The sequence below is a fragment of the Mesorhizobium sp. SEMIA396 genome, assembly GCF_024518615.1.
Taxonomy (GTDB): Bacteria; Pseudomonadota; Alphaproteobacteria; order Rhizobiales; family Rhizobiaceae; genus Mesorhizobium.
Genome location: NZ_JANIFC010000008.1, coordinates 64,464 through 81,317, shown reverse-complemented (window position 1 = coordinate 81,317; position 16,854 = coordinate 64,464). Strand labels below are relative to the sequence as shown.

Here is a 16,854-nt window from a genome sequence, read left to right as displayed (position 1 = left end):
GACCGGTATCTCAAGGCAGGTTTGCGGCTTCCGATTGTTCATAGCGACGGCGTAGTTTTCGGCGCCGCTGTTCAGCTTCCGGCGACGGACTGTCGGAATACGAGGCCTTCAGCGGGGTGACCGCAGGTCTGATATGGAGGGAGAAAATTCTTCCCCAACAGCAGGGAGACGACGATGAGCTTGCAACTGACAGGTATCCACCATCTGACCGCCATCACCGCGAACGCGCCCGGCAATCTTCATTTCTACACCAAGGTGCTGGGTCTGCGGCTGGTCAAGAAGACCGTAAACCAGGACGACACCTCGGCCTACCACCTTTTCTATGCCGACGGCGAAGCGACGCCTGGCACCGACCTTACCTTCTTCGACTGGCCGGTCGGCCGCGAGCGGCGCGGCACGCACAGCATCGTGCGGACCAGCCTCAGGGTCGGCAGTCGGGAGAGCCTTGCCTGGTGGAAGCAACACTTGACCGACGAAGGCCTGGCAACAGGAGAGATCGCCGACACCGGCGGTTATGCGTCATTGGACTTCGAAGATCCCGAGGGCCAGCGTCTGCGCCTGGTCAGCGATGGCGGCAAGGGCGGCAGCCATCCCTGGGCGCAAAGCCCGGTACCGGTCGAGCACCAGATACGCGGGCTCGGGCCGATCGTCATCAGCGTTCCCGACATCACCAACACCGAGGCGGTGGTGACCAAGGTGATGAACATGCGCAAGGCGCGCGACTATGTGTCGCCGGAGGGGCAGGTTCACGTCTTCGAAATGGGCGAGGGCGGGCCGGCGGCGGAGCTGCATGTCCTGGTGCAGCCGGGACTGGCGCCGGCACGGCAAGGCGCCGGTGCGGTTCACCATGTCGCCTTCAGGGCGCCGGACCAGGAGACGCTGCATCAATGGACGGCGCGGCTGGCCGAATTCCGCCTGCCGTCGAGCGGCGAGGTCGAGCGCTATTACTTCCGCTCGCTCTATTTCCGCGAGCCGAACGGCATCCTGTTCGAGATCGCCACCGACGGGCCGGGCTTCACCGCCGACGAGCCGCTGGAAACACTGGGGGAAAGTCTTGCTCTGCCGCCATTCCTCGAACCGAAGCGCGCTTCGATCGAGGCTGGCCTCAAGCCGCTGAAGTAGATCGTTTGCCAGCCGCAGGCGGGCGCCGCGTTCTGACCCAGGATCGCGGCGTCGTTCTTTCTCAGGCAATGAACGACGTGCTTTGACAGCCGGGCGCGTTGCTGGTCAAAGGCGGCATGACGAAATTCCTCGCCCTTGTCATCGTCGGTTTCATGGTCATTCAACTGATCAAGCCGCTTGGCTGGCCAGGCCTCAAGCGACGCGGCGATTTCTGGAAGCTGGCACTGCTCGCCATGGCTGCGATTTCACTGGCGGCCGTGCTCGGGCATTTGACGTAGGACGGCACTTGTCGTCGGTGCTCAATTGCCAAGCACCGGGCCAACCAGATGCTCGGCCCAGGCCCGGTAGCCTGCTTCCGAGGCGTGAAAGCCGTCCGAGGCAAAGCCGGCTTCCGGATTGGTGATCGGCAGGCGCGGCGCCGGCACCGCGCCGCGCTCCAGGCAAAGGCGTTCGCCCATCCGGTTCATGTCGGTGGCGCGAATCTCAAGGATTTTTCCGAGCAGCGGCGGCATGGCCGGAGCCCGCGTGAACTCCAGCACCGGCGACCACACCACGCGTGCTTCCGGCCATTTGGCGCGCAGGCCGTAGAGCAGGCCGCCGAACTCCTTCTTGAAGCGCGGCACGGAGTGAAAATTCTTGGTGTCGTTGGTGCCGATGGCCAACACGATATGCGTCCACGGTTCGGCCGACAGATTGGGCAGGACATGGTCGCGTATCTGGCCCGACGTTGCCGAATTAAAGCCGGCCGCCCGCCAGCGCACGGTGCGGCCTGTGCTTTGTGAAATCAGCACGGCGAGTTGCGCGGCAAGCCCATGTTCCGAATTGCCTATGCCGACCGACGCGGCGGACGAATCGCCCAGCACCAGAAGCGAAATATCAGGCGCCTTGCCTGATATTTCGTGCATGACCGGCCCTTGCGCCGGCAGCATGCGCGTGGTGCGGCGTCGCACGCCGAGGCCTTGCCAGATATAGACCGGGAAGGCGAGCCAGGTGAGTAGGGACGGGAAGCGCATGGCAGTACCGTTAAACGATCAGCGGCAGCCTTAGCGCATGTTTTGGTCGACGGGAACGCTCTTCAATCGCAGCAACTCGCCTGCCCCGCTTGCTTGCCCTGATATTCATCGTGCAGCCGCACCCAATCCATCAGTCCGTGATAGGGGCCGTTCTCGTTGCGGCCCTTCGGCGTCATGTCGAGATAGTTGTAGGCGCCGATCTGCGCCTCGCCGCCGCGGGCGCGCGACATGAAGGTGAGGAAGATGTCGCCGGCCTCGTCCCGGTAGAAAACGCTGGTGCCGGGAAGCTCCTTCGATGTTCGTGGACGGGTCTCGAAATTGTAGGTGGTGTCGCCCGCGGCGATCTGCTTGTCGGTGAAGGAGACCTGCATGTCGAAGTTGAAATCCGAGGCATAGGACGACACCCAGTCGAACTTCCAGCCCATGCGCTGCTTGTAAGGCAGAAGTTCCGCCAGTGGAGCGCGCGAAACCACGACCAGCGACACGTCGTGATGCCGCAGATGCTGATTGGCGCCGTCGATATGATCTGCAAGGAATGAGCAGCCCTCGCAATGACTGACGCAGCCCGGCCCGAACATGAAGTGATAGACGATCAGCTGGCTGTTGCCGGCAAACAGGTCGGCCAGTCTCTTCGGCCCTTGCCCGGTTTCGAAGACATAGTCCTTCCGGATCTTCAGCCAGGGCAATTCACGTCGCTCAGCCGCTATCCGCTCGCGGAGCCGCGTCAGTTCCTTCTCGCGCGCCAGATGCGCCTTGTGCGCCTGGAACCAGTCTTCGCGCGAAACGATCTTGTTGCGATGCATGAACCTCTCCCTGAAGTGTCATTCCAAGGACGTTCGGGATGAGCACAACCCGACATCGCCCGAGAGGAAATAAGGACGGAGAGGCTCCGCCCCAAGCCCGGCAAGTCACAAACAAAAAAACCCGGGCGCATCGGCCCGGGTTCGAAGGAGGAAGAAAGGACTGTGATCAGGCGGCCTGTTCCAGGCTCGCCTTCCATTTTCCGAGCGCTGCCAGATGGTTCATGTGGGCGCGATGGGTGAAGGCGGCCTGGCCGGCGGCAACGTTCGAGGCCTTGCCGCTCCAGGCTTTCTGTGGCGCGGCCTGCAGTGCGCGGCCATAGGAGAAGGTCAGCTTCCACGGGTGCGGCCCGATGGCGTTGATGGCGTTGAGGTTGGCGGTCGCCTCCTCGTCCTCCTGGCCGCCGGAGAGGAAGGCAATGCCCGGCACCGCTGCCGGCACGGTTTCGCGGAACAGTTTTATGGTCTTTTCGGCGACTTCTTCGGGGCTGCTCACCTTGCCCGACTTCCTGCCGGCCAGCACCATGTTCGGTTTCAGGATGGTGCCTTCCAGCACGACGCGCGCCGCATGGAGCTCGTCATAAAGCTTGATCAGCGTTGCCTTCGAGATGTCGTAGCAGGTGTCGATATCGTGGGCGCCATCCATCAGCACTTCCGGTTCGACGATCGGCACAATGCCGGCCTCCTGGCAAAGGGCTGCATAGCGGGCGAGTGCGTGCGCGTTCGAGCCGATCGAGGTCCCCGAAGGCACGCCTTTGGCGATATCGATGTCGATCACCGCGCGCCATTTGGCGAAGCGGGCGCCGAGCTTGTAGTAATCGGCAAGGCGCTCGCGCAGGCCATCGAGGCCTTCGGTGATGGTCTCGCCGGGAAACCCGGCCAGCGGCTTGGCGCCGGCGTCGACCTTGATGCCGGGGATGGCGCCGGCCGCCTTGATGATGTCGACCAGCGGCGTGCCGTCGGCGGCCTTCTGGCGGATCGTCTCGTCATAGAGGATGACGCCGGAGATGTAGCGGGTCATCGCTTCCCTGGTGCGGAACATCATCTCGCGGTAGTCGCGGCGGCTGTCGGCTGTCGATTCGACGCCGATGACGTCGAAGCGCTTCTTGATGGTGCCCGAACTTTCGTCGGCGGCCAGCAGGCCCTTGCCATCGGCGACGATCGCGGCGGCAATGTCTTCGAGACGTTCGCTCATTGTTGCTTCTCCTGAAACGGTTGTTCCGCGCTTAACGGAAGTCTACCGCCAAAGGAATGGCATCGGAAAGCTCGAATCGATTGAAAGCCTCGGGCAGCCTTGTTTGCTCTCCGAGTGTTGATCGCCGCGGAGCCTCAGCGCTTCAGCACATCGACACCGGGCAGCGGCTTGCCTTCCATCCATTCCAGGAAAGCGCCGCCGGCGGTCGAGACATAGGTGAAGTCGTCGGCGACACCGGCATGGTTGAGCGCCGCCACCGTATCGCCACCGCCGGCGACCGAGACCAGCTTGCCTTCCTTGGTGCGCGACGCCGCGTGCTTGGCAGCTGCCACCGTCGCATGATCGAAGGGCGCGATCTCGAAGGCGCCGAGCGGGCCGTTCCAGACCAGTGTCGCGGCGCGGTCGATCCATTCGCCGATGGCCGTCACGGTTTTGGCGCCGACATCGAGGATCATGCCGTCGGCCGGCACGTCCGATATGGCGACGGTCTCGCATTCCGCGCCCGCCTTGAACTCCTTGGCGACGACGCCGTCGACCGGCAGGATGATGGCGCAGCCGGCCTCGGCCGCCTCGATCATGATCTGCTTGGCGGTCGCGGCGAGATCATGCTCGCACAGCGATTTGCCGACATTGGTGCCACGCGCGGCAAGAAAGGTGTTGGCCATCCCGCCACCGATGACGAGGGCATCGACCTTCTTCACCAGGTTCATCAACAGATCGATCTTGGTCGAGACTTTGGCGCCGCCGACAATGGCGACGACCGGACGAACCGGTTTTCCCAGGCCCTTCTCCAGCGCCTCAAGCTCGGCTTGCATGGTGCGGCCGGCAAAAGCCGGCAACAGATGCGCCAGCCCCTCCGTCGAAGAATGCGCGCGGTGCGCGGCCGAGAAGGCGTCGTTGACGAAGATATCGCCATTGGCGGCGAGTTTTTCCGTGAAGGCCGGATCGTTCTTCTCCTCGGCCTTGTAGAAGCGGGTGTTTTCGAGCAGCAGCACGTCGCCCTTGTTCATGGCGGCGACAGCGCTTCCGGCCGTGTCGCCGACGCAATCCGAGGCGAAACCGACGGGGCGGCCGAGCACGTCGGCTGTCGCCTTGGCGATCGGTTCCAGCGAGAATTCGGGCGAGGGGCCATCCTTGGGTCGGCCGAAATGGGCGAGCAGGATGACCTTGGCACCCTTGCCTGACAGCTCGGCGATGGTCGGCGCGATGCGTTCGATGCGGGTGGTGTCGGTGACTTTGCCCTCAGTGACAGGCACGTTGAGGTCGACGCGCACCAGCACACGCTTGCCGCTGATGTTGCCGATATCGTCGAGTGTCTTGAAGGCGGCCATGCGGGGTTCCTTTCGCGAAAAACCGGGGGACCATACCCCGCATCGGTGTCGATGCAAGGCTTAGGGCGCGCTCGAACCGAAATTTTGAAGTGGGCACGATCTTGCACCGGCGGGGCGGATGAATGGCAGCGCTCAATAGCGGGTTTGTCAGCTTTCGGTTGCTGCCTTTTCCGGCGCTGGCTCCGGGGCCTGCTTTTCGTCCGCCCGCGCCTCGGCCTCCTGCGTCTCGGTCGGCTTGCGCCAGTTGCGGATGAAGGCGGAAAGACGATCGCCGATTTCGCCGGCGCTGAGGAAGACCGGCACCCGCGCCACCGGCGCGGTCGGCTCGAACGAGAGGCCGAGGCCTATGATCTTGCCCTTGTCGTCGACGTCGCGGACGATCAGTTCTATCGGGCCGAGCAGGACGCGGTCGGCGTATTCGGCATGGCCGCCGAGCCGCGCCGTGACCAGCGCGCCAACGGTGAGCTTTTGCTCCGCTTCGGTCAGGCCTGGCGTATAGGCCGCTTCCAGTTCAGCGGCGGAGCGCGCGGGGTCGACGGCGAAGGCACCGAAGAAATCGGCATCCTCGGGATCGACCACTGCACGGCTCGCGAACAGCTTGTCGAGCAGGCGCGGATAGCGGTCCGGCACGAAAATGTAGACCTGGTCGCCGGCGGCGAGCCGGCCCATGTCCTGGAAGCGCATCGAGCGGCCGTCGCGCAACACCAGCGAGGGTCGCGCCCAGCGTGGGATGCGCTCGCCGCGCGCCACCGGGCTGCCGTGTGCAACGCGATAGGCAAGAAGCTCGTGATGGGCCGAGCCCGGCAGTTCCAGCTCGACCTTGTCCAGCGGTCCGAGCCGTGCCGGCACGATCAGACCGAGGCGGCGCGCCAGCGGTCCGACTGTCCAGCCCTGGATGACCAGCGACACGAGTACGATGATGAAGGCGGTGTTGAAGATGACACGGCCGTTTTCCAGCCCGCCCAGCAGCGGGGTGATGGCGAGCAGGATCGACACCGCGCCGCGCAGGCCGACCCAGGAGACGAAGGCGACCTCGGGGCGCGGCAGACGGAACGGGATCAGGCAGAGCCAGACCGCGATCGGACGGGCGATGAACATCAGGAACAGGCCGAGCAGCACCGCCGGCACCATGATCGCCGGGAACTGCGACGGCGTCGCGAACAGGCCGAGGATGAGGAACATGATGATCTGTGCCAGCCATGACATGCCGTCCTGGAAGCGCTTGAGGATGGTGACGGCGCGGATATCGGAATTGCCCGAGATGAGGCCGGCGATATAGACCGCCAGGAAGCCCGAGCCGCCAATGGCGCCGGCGGCTGCAAACACCATCAGCGACAAGGTCAGCACGAAGATCGGCAGCAGGCCGTGGTCGAGATTGAGCCGGTCGACGAGGCGCACGATGGCGAGGCCGCCGAGCACGCCGACGACAGCGCCAAGGCCCATGTTGAGGAGGAAGCCGAGGAACAGGCTGGTGACCAGGACATTGGTTTCGGGGTTGGCGTGGGCGGCGATGATCTCTACCAGCGTGATGGTCAGGAAGATGGCGATCGGGTCGTTGGTGCCGGATTCCACCTCGAGCGTCGAGCGCACGCGTTCGCGCAGATTGATCTCGCCGGCGCGCAGCAGGAAGAACACGGCCGCCGCATCGGTGGAGGCTACGGCAGCCCCGAGCAGGAAGGATTCCAGCCAGGTGAGATCGAGCAGATAATGGGCGGCGACGCCGAACAGGCCGGTGGTGACAAGCACGCCGAAGGTCGCCAGCGACAAAGCCGGGCCCGCAGCCTGCCGCAAGGCGTTGAGCGGCGTGCCGAAACCGGAATCGAACAGGATGACGGCCAGCGCCAGTGAGCCGGCAAAATAAGCGATGCGGGCGTTGTCGAACTGGATGCCGAGTCCGTCGGTGCCGGTGGCGAGGCCAATGCAGAGAAACAGGAGCAGAAGAGGAGCGCCGAAGCGGAAGGCGATCAGGCTCGAAAACGCGGCGGCGACGACAAGCGCTGTGCCGACCAGCGTGACGAGATAGATCGCATGCTCCATCCTGAAATCAGCCCCTCAAATTCGTCTGTCTCCTGCTTTGCGAGAGAGTGGGGCGAAGACGTGACCAGTGCAAGGCGGCAGGGTGGCTTTTTGGCCTATGCCGCTGATTTTCGGATGTTTTGGCGCGCAGGACACAAATTGGGAAGGCGCAAGCTGCGCTCATGAAAAACGCCCGGGCAAAGCCGGGCGTTCCAAGTCTCGAAAAGAGAGCTTGTGATCAGGCGATGGTCTTGCCGAAGGCGACCGATGTGTCGCCCATGCGGTTGGAGAAACCCCATTCATTGTCGTACCAGGACAGCACCGACACGAAGTTGCCGTCCATCACCTTGGTCTGGTCGAGCGCCATGATCGAGGAGCGCGGATCGTGGTTGAAGTCGATCGACACGTTCGGATGATGGGTGACGCCGAGAATGCCCTTGAGCTTGCCGTTGGAGGCGGCGATCACCGCGTCGTTGATCTCCTGCACCGTGGTCGACCGCTTGGCGATGAACTTGAAGTCGACGACCGAGACGTTCGGGGTCGGCACGCGGATCGAGATGCCGTCGAGCTTGCCCTTGAGGTCGGGCAGCACCAGCCCGATCGCCTTGGCGGCACCCGTCGAGGTCGGGATCTGCGACAGGGCAGCGGCGCGGGCGCGGTAGAGATCCTTGTGCATGGTGTCCAGCGTCGGCTGGTCGCCGGTGTAGGAATGGATCGTCGTCATCATGCCTTTTTCGATGCCGACCGTCTCATGCAGCACGGCTGCCAGCGGCGCCAGGCAGTTGGTGGTGCAGGAGGCATTCGAGATGACGATATGATCCTTGGTCAACTGGTCGTGGTTGATGCCGTAGACGACGGTGAGGTCGGCGCCTTCGGCAGGGGCCGAAACGATGACGCGCTTGGCGCCGGCGGTCAGGTGTGCCGCTGCCTTGTCACGGGCGGTGAAGATGCCGGTGCATTCGAGCGCGATGTCGATGCCGAGTTCCTTCCACGGTAGCTGCGTCGGATCCTTGATCGCGGTGACCTTGAACGTTTCCTTGCCGACGGTGATCTGATCGCCGGAAACCGAGACTTCATGCGGGAAGCGGCCATGCACGCTGTCATAGCGCAACAGATGCGCATTGGTCTCGACCGGGCCGAGGTCGTTGACGGCGACGACGTCGATGTCCTTGCGGCCGGATTCATGGATGGCGCGCAGGATGTTGCGGCCGATGCGGCCAAATCCGTTGATGGCAACTCTGACGGTCATAATTCTCTCCCTGGGAGTTGGAGGGCGGACGAGGGGTCCGCAGTTTCATAGCGGCGGAAGCAGAAAGAATCCAGCCGCAGCGACGTGGATTTAAATCGATTAAGTTGGGTCAGCCCGGCGAAACCGCCTTATCGCGATTTCGCCGAACCTTGAACCTACTTTGTATGCAGGCGGGCTTCCGCCGCCTTGGCCGCGGCTTCGGCGGTAATGCCGAAATGCGGATAGAGTTGCTCGATCGTGCCCGAGGCGCCGAAGCCTGTCATGCCGACGAAGATGCCGTCGGAGCCGATCAGATGATCCCAACCCTGGCGTATGCCGGCCTCGATCGCCATCTTGATCGGCGCGTTGCCGATCGTTTTCTTGCGGTAGTCGTCGCTCTGCTGGTCGAACAGTTCGAAGCAGGGCACCGAGACGACGCGGGTGGGATGGCCGTGCTTTTCCAGCAGGTCGCGCGCGCCGAGCGCGATCTCGACCTCGGAGCCGGTGGCGAAGATCGTCACCGCCGCTTCACTGCTGGCGGCAGCCAGCTCATAGGCACCCTGGCTGCTCAGGTTCCTGGCAACGAATTCGTCGCGTACCGTCGGCAGGTTCTGGCGTGTCAGCGCCAACGTCGACGGCGTCTTTTCCGACTCAAGGGCGATCTGCCAGCATTCGGCGGTTTCGACGGCGTCGGCCGGGCGGAAGACATTGTGGTTGGGAATGGCGCGCAATGCGGCCAGATGCTCGACCGGCTGGTGGGTCGGGCCGTCTTCGCCCAGACCGATGGAATCATGGGTCATGACGAAGATCGAGCGGATGCCCATCAGCGATGCCAGCCGCATCGACGGCCGGGCATAGTCGGAAAAGCACATGAAGGTGCCGCCATAGGCGATGAGGCCGCCATGCAGCGTCAGGCCGTTGATCGCAGCCGCCATGCCGTGCTCCCGGATGCCGTAGTGGACATAGCGCTGGCCATAGTCGTCCGAGGTGATGTTCTTGGTCTGGCTGGTCTTGGTGTTGTTGGAGCCGGTCAGGTCGGCGGAGCCGCCGATGGTCTCGGGCAAGGCGCCGTTGATGACTTCCAGCGCCATCTCGGACGATTTGCGGGTGGCGACCTTCGGCTTGTCGGCCGACAGCTTCTTCTTGTAATCGGCAATGACCGCGTCGAAATTGGACGGCAGCTTGCCGCTGATGCGGCGCTCGAACTCAGCCTTCAGCTTGGCATCGGCCTTGGCCAGGCGGCCTTCCCAGTCTGTACGCGCCTTGACGCCGGCCTTGCCGGCGGTGCGCCAGGCGTCGAGGATGTCGGCCGGAATCTCGAAGGGCGGCGAATCCCAATTGAAGAACTTGCGCGCGCCGGCGATCTCGTCGGCGCCCAGAGGGGAGCCGTGCGCCTTGTTGGTGCCGGCCTTGGTCGGCGCGCCGAAGCCGATGGTCGTCTTGCAGGCGATCATGGTCGGCTTGTCGGAATGGCGGGCGGCTTCGATGGCATAGGCGATGGCTTCCGGATCGGTGCCGTCGATGTGGCTGGCATTCCAGCCGGAGGCCTGGAAGCGGGCCACCTGATCGGTGTTGTCGGACAGCGAGACCGGACCGTCGATCGAGATGTCGTTGTTGTCCCAGAAGACGATCAGCTTGTTGAGCTTGAGATGGCCGGCAAGCGCGATGGCTTCCTGGGAAACACCTTCCATCAGGCAGCCGTCGCCGGCCAGGACATAGGTGTAATGATCGACGAGATCGTTACCGAAGGCTGCGTTCATGATGCGCTCGCCGAGCGCGAAGCCGACCGAATTGGCGAGACCCTGGCCGAGCGGCCCCGTCGTCGTCTCTATGCCAGCGGCATGGCCGTATTCGGGATGGCCGGCGGTCTTCGAGCCCAACTGACGGAAGTGCTTGATCTGGTCGAGGGTCATGTCTTCGTAGCCGGTCAGATGCAGCAGCGAATAGAGCAGCATCGAGCCATGGCCGGCCGACAGGATGAAACGGTCGCGGTCGGCCCAGTGCGGGGCCTTGGGATCATATTTCAGGAAGCGCGTGAACAGCACCGTGGCGATATCGGCGCAGCCCATTGGCAGGCCTGGATGGCCGGAATTTGCCTTCTCGACGGCGTCCATGGAGAGAAAGCGGATCGCATTGGCCATCCGGTCATGTTGTTCACGCGACGTCATGGTTCCTCCAGAAGTGGGGGTTTGGGGGCTTGGGAGAGCCCTTGAAAAGGGTGCGCGACACATAGCAGGCGCGGGCTTTTAGTCAACAAATCGGGTGCACATTTGCCGGTCTTGTGATGCCGGCGGCGGACCTACATTAGCGTTAGCGGGGGACAGTCGCGAGAGCTTTGTTGACGTTGCCTTCACCCGGTGCCTAATGTTTCAGGGATAACGCGTTCTGAACGTGAACGATTCGGTGATGGGCAGGGCACAGGACGAAGGCCATGACCGGGGAAGCCACACTCAAGGAAGTCATCGCGAGGCTGGGCAAGGCCATCGAGGGGCTGGAAAACGCCGTCGCGGCCAAGCTCGGGCATGAACGCGACTACTCCGAAGCCGAGGCCGAGGTGCAGCGGATGAATGCCGATCGCTCGCGGCTGGCGCAGGAACTCGATAATTCCGAAGCGCGCGCCGAACGGCTGGAAGATGCCAACAAGGAAGTCTCGCGACGTTTGGTGACTGCCATGGAAACCATCCGCGCCGTGTTGGACAGATAGGAGCTGGCCCGATGGCACAGGTCACGGTTTCAATCGACGGCAAGCAGTATCGCATGGCCTGCGACGAGGGCCAGGAAGAGCATCTGATCGACCTTGCCGAACGCTTCGACCGCTATGTTTCACACCTGAAGGACTCGTTCGGCGAGATCGGCGATCAGCGGCTGACCGTTATGGCCGGCATCATGGTGATGGATGAACTCTCGGAGTTGCAGAAACGCGTCAAGGGCATGGAAAGCGAAGTGCTGACCTTGCGCAAGACCCGCGACGAGGCTCTGACCAAGGCCGACAAGAGCGATAGCGTGCTCACCAATGCGCTCGGCGCGCTGGCACAGCGCATGGAAGACCTGACTGTGACGCTGGCGGTCAACAAGAGCTGAGACAGAACCTTTCCTGTCCAGCCCCAGGCTCTCATCCGCGCGCCGCGCATTCGGCAGCATAAAAATGCTCGCCTCCCGCCGACAAGAGTTTCATATTATCTTGCAGCCACGATTTTTGCGCTAAGATGCAACGATGCCGGGCGGGACAGCTTGATGGTGGCGTGGGTTGCCGCGTGCCGTTCCTCGCTGCCGACGGTTCCGTTTACAGGGGAGATGTACCATGAGCCTTCGTATCAACGACATTGCGCCGGATTTTACCGCCGAGACCACGCAAGGGACGATCAAATTCCATGACTGGATCGGCGACGGTTGGGCGATCCTGTTCAGTCACCCGAAGAATTTCACGCCGGTCTGCACGACCGAGCTTGGCACGATGGCGGGGCTCGAAGGCGAGTTCAAGAAGCGCAACGTCAAGATCATCGGCATTTCGGTCGATCCGGTCGAAAGTCACGGCAAGTGGCAGGACGACATCAAGACGGCGACCGGTCATTCGGTGAACTATCCGCTGATCGGCGACAAGGACCTCAAGGTCGCCAAGCTCTACGACATGCTGCCGGGCGGTGCCGGCGAGACGTCGGAGGGCCGCACGCCCGCCGACAACGCCACAGTGCGCTCGGTCTACGTCATCGGACCGGACAAGAAGATCAAACTGGTGCTGACCTACCCGATGACCACGGGGCGCAATTTCGATGAGATCCTGCGCGCGGTCGATTCCATGCAGCTCACCGCCAAGCATCAAGTGGCGACGCCGGCGAACTGGAAGCAGGGCGAGGACGTGATCATCACCGCGGCCGTTTCCAACGAGGATGCAATCAAACGCTTCGGCGCTTATGAGACCATCCTGCCGTATCTGCGGAAGACCAAGCAGCCGTCGGCCTGACCGCTCGGAACAGTTTTTGGCTTTCCTGTCGCCGCGAGCGAAAGGATACTTGACTGGCTCACCCGAGCGGACAACCATGCTCCTCTCGGGTGTCGTCAGAGAAAATCATTCCTGGCGACCGAGAGTTGGGGAAGCCGGAATTGGACGTAGCTTTGGCCAGGCCGCAGGTCAGCGGCTTCTATGACAAGCCGACCGGCGCCATCCAGTATGTCGTCGCCGACCAGGCGACGAAGCGATGCGCCATCATCGATCCGATCCTTGATTTCGACGAGAAATCCGGTGCTACGGCAACGACGAATGCCGATGTCATGCTCGACTTCGTCAGCGAGCAGGGACTGAGCGTCGAATGGATCCTCGACACCCATCCGCATGCCGACCATTTCTCGGCGGCGCATTACTTGAGAGAGAAGACCGGCGCGCCGACGGCGATCGGCGACAGGGTCATCGAGGTCCAGAAACTGTGGAAAGCGATCTACAACTGGCCGGATTTTCCCGCCGACGGTTCGCAGTGGGACAGGCTGTTTAGAGAAGGCGAAACCTTCCAAGTGGGTACCCTTCCGGTCAAGGTGCTGTTCTCGCCCGGACACACGCTGGCCTCCATCACCTATGTGATCGGCGATGCCGCCTTCATCCACGACACGCTGTTCATGCCCGACAGCGGCACGGCGAGGACGGACTTTCCCGGCGGCAGTGCCGCGCGGCTCTGGCGCTCGATCCAGGACATATTGGCGTTGCCGGACGAGACGCGGGTGTTCGTCGGCCATGACTATCAGGCCGGCGGCCGCGAACCTTTGTGGGAAAGCACGGTCGCCATACAGAAGGCTACCAACATCCATCTTGCCGCCGCCTGCAGCGAGGCCGAGTTCGTCGCCCTGCGCGAGGCGCGCGACAGGACGCTGCCGATGCCGCGGCTGATCCTGCATGCGCTGCAGGTCAACATGAATGGCGGGAGGCTGCCCGAACCCGAAGCCAATGGCCGGCGGTACCTGAAGTTTCCGCTGGACGGGCTTTGAGGGGCCGTTGGTGAAGCTGCCAATCTCGACCCTTGCGGGGGAGATTGGCTGTCGCCCCCGTTCGCCAACTCCCAATCAGCCACAAAAAAGGCGGCGCCAGGTTTCCTGGCGCCGCCTTGATTTTTTGTTGCCTTAGCTAACCTTACGCCGCCGGCTGCGCCTCAATCGTGCGCAGCGCCTGGGTCTGGCGCTTGGCGGCGGCCTTGACCGCGTCCTGCACCTTCTCGAAGGCGCGCACCTCGATCTGGCGCACGCGCTCGCGGCTGATGTCGAACTCGGACGACAGCTCTTCCAGCGTCAGCGGCTCTTCGGCGAGGCGACGGGCCTCGAAGATGCGCCGCTCGCGCTCGTTGAGCACGGCAAGAGCGCCCGACAGCATGCCGCGCCGGTTTTCCAGCTCGTCCTGCTCGATCAGCATCTCTTCCTGGCTTTCGTGGTCGTCGACCAGCCAGTCCTGCCATTCGCCGGATTCGCCTTCGCTGGCCCGGATCGGGGCGTTGAGCGAGGCGTCGCCGGACAGGCGGCGGTTCATCGACACCACTTCGGCTTCGGAAACGTTCAGCCTTGTGGCGATCTCGGTGATCTGGTCGGGCTTCAAGTCGCCGTCGTCGAGCGCCTGGATCTTGCCCTTCACCTTGCGCAGGTTGAAGAACAGGCGCTTCTGGTTGGCGGTCGTGCCCATCTTGACCAGGCTCCACGAGCGCAGGATGTACTCCTGGATCGAGGCCTTGATCCACCACATGGCGTAGGTCGCGAGGCGGAAGCCGCGCTCGGGTTCGAATTTCTTGACGGCCTGCATCAGGCCGACATTGCCTTCCGAGATCACTTCGCCGATCGGCAGGCCATAGCCGCGATAGCCCATGGCGATCTTGGCGACGAGCCTGAGGTGGCTGGTGACGAGCTTGTGCGCAGCGGAGGTGTCTTCATGCTCGGCGTAACGCTTGGCGAGCATGTACTCTTCCTGCGGCTGCAGCATGGGAAAGCGGCGGATTTCTTCCAGGTAGCGGCTGAGGCCGCCTTCGCCGGAAACGATACTGGGTAGTGACTGGGCCATGATAGCGCCCCCTCTCTATTGGAGTGATGCCCCCGAAACGCGGCGGGCATGTGACGCGAGCACCAAAAGGCTCGCCCGCGACATCAGATCTTATACAGGAACAAAACCAGAAAAGACAGGCATTTGTTCAACACGAAACAGTGTGTCACGGTGAAGTGAACAATGTCAGTCAGGTTTTTTGATGGCTTGTCGGTGACGGGTTCAGAGCTTGCGGAAGCCGCCGACGAGTTCCTCCATGTCCCTCGGTAACGGCGCCTCGAACCTCATCGTTAGATGGGTAGTGGGATGGCGAAATGCAAGGAGCCAGGCATGCAAAGCCTGCCGGGGAAATGCCTTGACCTGGCTTTTCAGCGGTTCGGGCAGCCGGTTGGCCTTGGTGCGGAAGGCTTGGCCGTAATCGGGGTCGCCGATCACCGGATGGCCGATATGCGCCATGTGGACACGGATCTGGTGGGTGCGGCCGGTCTCCAGCCGGCATTCGACCAGGCTGGCCGTGGCGAACTCCTGTTGGCTCTCGCCGAAGCGCTCCTGCACGGTGAAGTGGGTGACCGCATGGCGGGCGTCGTCGCGTCCTTCCGGCACCACGGCACGGCGCACGCGGTCGGCGGCGCGGCCGAGCGGCGCGTCGACCCTTCCGGTCGGCCTCTGCGGTATGCCCCAGACCAGCGCCAGATAGGCACGCTCCAAGTCGCCGGTCAGGCCGTGATCGGCGAAAGCCTCGGACAGTGACTTGTGGGCGCGGTCGGTCTTGGCGACGACCATGACGCCGCTGGTCTCCTTGTCGAGGCGGTGGACGATGCCCGGCCGGCGCACACCCCCGATTCCTGAAAGGCTGTCGCCGCAATGATGGATCAGCGCATTGACCAGTGTGCCGGTCCAGTTGCCCGCTCCGGGGTGCACGACAAGCCCGGCCGGCTTGTTGATGACGATCAGTTCGTCGTCCTCATAGAGTACATCGAGTGCGATGTTCTCGCCCTGCGGCTCCGCCGGCTCCGGCTCCGGCATGGTAACCGACACGCTCTCGCCCGGCGCCATCTTGCGCTTGGTCTCGTCGACGGGCTTGCCGTCGACCGAGACCGCGCCCTGCCTGATCAGCATCTGCACGCGGCTGCGTGACATGTCCGGGCCAAGGCTTGCGGCCAGCCACTGGTCGAGGCGCAGGCCGGCCGCATCCGCGCCCGCCACCAGCACTGTCGGTTCCGCCTCTATCAATTCAGGGGCCTCTTCGCTATGAGCGCTCATTGAAAAACCGTTCCGGAACTGTTTTGCCATGGCCAGCCCGATCGCCGAAGAAGACCAGGATAAGCCGCTCGACCCCGAGGTCGAAAAGGTGCGCAGGAAACTCGTCCGCTTCGTCGGGATCAATCTCGGCCTGCTGTTCCTCGCCCTTATGGTGGTGATCGGCGCCCTTGTCTACAAAGCGCGCAATGCACCGCCGGCGAACCCGCCGCTGGCCGGCGATATCCAGACACCCGCCGGCGAACCGGTCAACGGCGACATCGTGCTGCCGGTCGGCGCCACGGTGGTCAGCCAGTCGCTGTCCGGCAATCGTGTCTCGATCGACGCCGAGCTTGCCGACGGCAGCCGCACGATCTTCGTCTACGACATCACCGAGCGACGCCTGATCGGCCGCTTTGCGATCCGCAACAAGTGACCGAGCCGCAACGATGAACGGCAGCAGGCCAATGAGCAAGCCTCAGGCATGAGCGGGTTCGCCGAGCATCGCCGCATCGCCACGGTCGCCCTGGTCGTCGCCAATTATGACGAGGCGATTGCCTGGTATGTCGAGCGGCTGGGCTTCCTGCTCGTCGAAGATGTCGATCTCGGCGGCGGCAAGCGCTGGATCACGGTCGCGCCGGCCAACGGGCAGGGCGCCAGGCTGCTTCTGGCGGAAGCGTCCGACGAGGCGCAAAGGCGGAGCATCGGCAACCAGACCGGCGGGCGTGTCTTCCTGTTCCTGGAAACCGACGACTTTGCCCGCGACCATGCGGCGATGCTGGAGAAGGGCGTCGAATTCCGCGAAGCACCGCGCTTCGAGCCCTATGGCACGGTGGCGGTTTTCGCCGATCTGCATGGGAATCTCTGGGATCTGATCGAACCAAAACGATAGGCTGACGGCCG

The 16,854-nt window shown here is 63.3% G+C and carries 17 protein-coding genes; 8 read left to right on the top strand and 9 right to left on the bottom strand.

Going from position 1 to position 16,854, the window contains the following annotated elements:
• The first annotated feature begins 174 nt into the window (after positions 1-174).
• Both NP503_RS19715 and NP503_RS19710 read left to right on the top strand, forming a co-directional pair.
• A complete protein-coding gene (locus NP503_RS19715) occupies positions 175-1,122 on the top strand; it encodes a ring-cleaving dioxygenase (protein ID WP_127271596.1) in 948 nt (315 codons plus the stop codon).
• Between the two features lie 116 nt (positions 1,123-1,238).
• Complete coding sequence (locus NP503_RS19710) at positions 1,239-1,400, top strand: hypothetical protein (protein WP_023810961.1); 162 nt, start codon at positions 1,239-1,241, stop codon at positions 1,398-1,400.
• A 21-nt stretch (positions 1,401-1,421) separates the two neighbouring features.
• Here NP503_RS19710 and NP503_RS19705 read toward each other — a convergent pair whose 3' ends face one another.
• From NP503_RS19705 to tkt, 7 genes are all read right to left on the bottom strand, one after another.
• Entirely contained in the window at positions 1,422-2,135 is a 714-nt protein-coding gene (locus NP503_RS19705; RefSeq protein WP_127271755.1) for an SGNH/GDSL hydrolase family protein, read from the bottom strand.
• A gap of 62 nt (positions 2,136-2,197) precedes the next feature.
• Positions 2,198-2,938, bottom strand: a complete 741-nt coding sequence (locus tag NP503_RS19700; protein ID WP_127271085.1) for a thioredoxin family protein — start codon at positions 2,936-2,938, stop codon at positions 2,198-2,200.
• Positions 2,939-3,104: 166 nt separating this feature from the next.
• Positions 3,105-4,130: a class I fructose-bisphosphate aldolase gene (locus NP503_RS19695; RefSeq protein WP_127271757.1), complete on the bottom strand. Its 1,026-nt coding sequence runs from the start codon at positions 4,128-4,130 to the stop codon at positions 3,105-3,107.
• A gap of 134 nt (positions 4,131-4,264) precedes the next feature.
• The gene (gene pgk / locus NP503_RS19690; protein WP_127270749.1) at positions 4,265-5,461 is read right to left on the bottom strand and encodes a phosphoglycerate kinase; all 1,197 of its coding nucleotides are present in this window, start codon (positions 5,459-5,461) and stop codon (positions 4,265-4,267) included.
• A 147-nt stretch (positions 5,462-5,608) separates the two neighbouring features.
• A complete protein-coding gene (locus tag NP503_RS19685; protein ID WP_127271761.1) occupies positions 5,609-7,498 on the bottom strand; it encodes a potassium/proton antiporter in 1,890 nt (629 codons plus the stop codon).
• A 217-nt stretch (positions 7,499-7,715) separates the two neighbouring features.
• The gene (gene gap, locus NP503_RS19680; RefSeq protein ID WP_023810967.1) at positions 7,716-8,726 is read right to left on the bottom strand and encodes a type I glyceraldehyde-3-phosphate dehydrogenase; all 1,011 of its coding nucleotides are present in this window, start codon (positions 8,724-8,726) and stop codon (positions 7,716-7,718) included.
• 155 nt (positions 8,727-8,881) lie between these two features.
• Positions 8,882-10,873, bottom strand: a complete 1,992-nt coding sequence (tkt, locus tag NP503_RS19675) for a transketolase (protein WP_127273136.1) — start codon at positions 10,871-10,873, stop codon at positions 8,882-8,884.
• 263 nt (positions 10,874-11,136) lie between these two features.
• Here tkt and NP503_RS19670 point away from each other — a divergent pair, with 263 nt between their 5' ends.
• From NP503_RS19670 to NP503_RS19655, 4 genes are all read left to right on the top strand, one after another.
• Positions 11,137-11,409, top strand: a complete 273-nt coding sequence (locus tag NP503_RS19670; RefSeq protein ID WP_127271149.1) for a DUF4164 domain-containing protein — start codon at positions 11,137-11,139, stop codon at positions 11,407-11,409.
• A gap of 11 nt (positions 11,410-11,420) precedes the next feature.
• Complete coding sequence (locus tag NP503_RS19665; RefSeq protein ID WP_023810969.1) at positions 11,421-11,786, top strand: cell division protein ZapA; 366 nt, start codon at positions 11,421-11,423, stop codon at positions 11,784-11,786.
• 220 nt (positions 11,787-12,006) lie between these two features.
• Entirely contained in the window at positions 12,007-12,666 is a 660-nt protein-coding gene (locus NP503_RS19660; RefSeq protein ID WP_127260439.1) for a peroxiredoxin, read from the top strand.
• A gap of 140 nt (positions 12,667-12,806) precedes the next feature.
• The gene (locus NP503_RS19655) at positions 12,807-13,679 is read left to right on the top strand and encodes an MBL fold metallo-hydrolase (protein ID WP_127271973.1); all 873 of its coding nucleotides are present in this window, start codon (positions 12,807-12,809) and stop codon (positions 13,677-13,679) included.
• A gap of 142 nt (positions 13,680-13,821) precedes the next feature.
• On the opposite strand, the gene rpoH is transcribed toward NP503_RS19655, so the two are convergent.
• Together rpoH and NP503_RS19645 are read right to left on the bottom strand one after the other, a co-directional pair.
• Positions 13,822-14,733, bottom strand: a complete 912-nt coding sequence (rpoH, locus tag NP503_RS19650; protein WP_127268033.1) for an RNA polymerase sigma factor RpoH — start codon at positions 14,731-14,733, stop codon at positions 13,822-13,824.
• Positions 14,734-14,934: 201 nt separating this feature from the next.
• Entirely contained in the window at positions 14,935-15,975 is a 1,041-nt protein-coding gene (locus tag NP503_RS19645; protein WP_127268032.1) for an RluA family pseudouridine synthase, read from the bottom strand.
• Between the two features lie 28 nt (positions 15,976-16,003).
• Between NP503_RS19645 and NP503_RS19640 the strand changes: the two genes are divergently transcribed.
• Together NP503_RS19640 and NP503_RS19635 are read left to right on the top strand one after the other, a co-directional pair.
• Positions 16,004-16,387, top strand: coding sequence for a fimbrial protein (locus NP503_RS19640; protein ID WP_127268031.1), 384 nt, complete (start codon positions 16,004-16,006; stop codon positions 16,385-16,387).
• Positions 16,388-16,435: 48 nt separating this feature from the next.
• Positions 16,436-16,843, top strand: coding sequence for a VOC family protein (locus NP503_RS19635; RefSeq protein ID WP_127268030.1), 408 nt, complete (start codon positions 16,436-16,438; stop codon positions 16,841-16,843).
• The last annotated feature ends 11 nt before the right edge of the window (positions 16,844-16,854 follow it).